1 protein-coding gene and 1 pseudogene (1 of these 2 running past the window's edge) are annotated in these 1,404 nt (G+C 62.5%); one reads left to right on the top strand and one right to left on the bottom strand.

The genetic code is table 11. The features are described 5' to 3' along the window. Positions 1 to 464, top strand: a pseudogene (locus tag NKJ32_RS31085) (MFS transporter); the annotation flags it as partial. Positions 465 to 481: 17 nt separating this feature from the next. Here NKJ32_RS31085 and NKJ32_RS31080 read toward each other — a convergent pair. Further along, a protein-coding gene (locus NKJ32_RS31080) for a M23 family metallopeptidase (RefSeq protein ID WP_352577119.1) crosses the window boundary here: on the bottom strand, positions 482 to 1,404 show its 3' end. It continues 1,036 nt past the right edge of the window; only the last 923 of its 1,959 coding nucleotides appear in the window; its start codon lies off the right edge, out of view; it ends in the stop codon at positions 482 to 484.

Genomic DNA, 1,404 nt, shown 5'->3' with positions numbered 1-1,404 from the left:
GGGGGCTGCGTCTGTTGTTTATAATATACTTTTTGTGTTTGGGGGTATTCCGTGTGTTGGTTTTTTTGGGGTTGGGCTTGGCGGTGGTTGTTTCGCCGGTGTCTACGGCGGTCATGACGGGGGTCGAGGACAAGGATACGGGTGCGGCCTCGGGCATCAACAACGCCGTCTCGCGCATCGGCGGCCTGATTGCCGTGGCGGCGATGGGATCGCTGGCGGCCTGGGTCTATGCTGGCGTGCTCGGCACCGCTGCCGGCTCCGGCATTCCGGGTTTCGGCGAACCGCCGCCAGCCGGCCTGGCGCCCGGCCTCGATACGGCACGACTTGCCGCCAGCGACGCGGCATTCGCCGCCGTTGCCGCGGTGACCGCGCTGCTTTGCCTGTTTTCGGCAATCACCGCGTGGACGACGGTTTCCGGCGAGCGGCTGCCATGGGCGCGCGACACGGCGAATCAGCAGGGCTGACGACGAAAAACGTCGGCTCAGCCTTCGATCTTGGCGCTCGCGACCTTCAACTGATTGCTGTCTTCCTGCTTGAGCAGGTCGTCGATGCGTTCGCGCTCGCGCTTGAAGGCGACGAGGTCGTCGCCCTTCAGCGTCTTACCGACCGGTAGGCGGACGCGCATCGAATCGACCTTTGTGCCGTTGACGATCAGTTCGTAATGAAGATGCGGACCGGTGGAGAGGCCGGTTGAGCCGAGATAGCCGATAACCTGACCCTGGCGAACGCGAACACCCGGCTCGATGCCTTTGGCAAAGGCGCTCTGGTGATTGTAGGACGTCTCGTAGCCATTGGCGTGACGCAAGATGATCTGCTTGCCATAGCCGCCGGCCCAGCCGGCCTTTTCGACGACGCCGTTGCCCGCGGCAATGATCGGCGATCCCACGGGAGCTGCCCAGTCGGTGCCGGTGTGCATTTTCACATACCCCAAAATGGGGTGACGCCTGGCACCGAACCCGGACGTAAACCGGCCATTGGGCAAGGGATTGCGCAGCAGAAACTGCTCGGCGCTGCTGCCGTTTTCGTCGAAGTAGTCGGTGCTGCCGTCCTGCATCTGGAAACGATAGAAATTTCGTGTCGTGCCGCCGAAAGTCGCGGAGACGTAAAGCAGCTCGGATTCGTCAGACGCCTGGTCGTCGCCATCGGGCTGCGAGAACAGCACCTCGATGCGGTCCGTGGGATTGAGGCGCGACTGAAAGTCGACACCGGATGCCAGCAACTTGATCAGCCGTTGCGTCATCGCCTTGGACATGCCGTAGGAATAGGCGGTGCGGTAGATGCCGTCATAGATGTTCGGCAGATTGCCGCGCACTATGGGCGCAGGCGAATCGTCGAACGCCGTCAGCAATTCGGGATTTGGCTCCGGCTCCTGCGCCGGCACGTACTGGTCGTGGTCGTCGAGCG

This window comes from Mesorhizobium sp. M0159, from assembly GCF_040322295.1.
GTDB lineage: Bacteria > Pseudomonadota > Alphaproteobacteria > Rhizobiales > Rhizobiaceae > Mesorhizobium.
The sequence above is the reverse complement of the archived record's forward strand: the minus strand, read 5'-3'. Positions and strand labels throughout refer to the sequence as shown.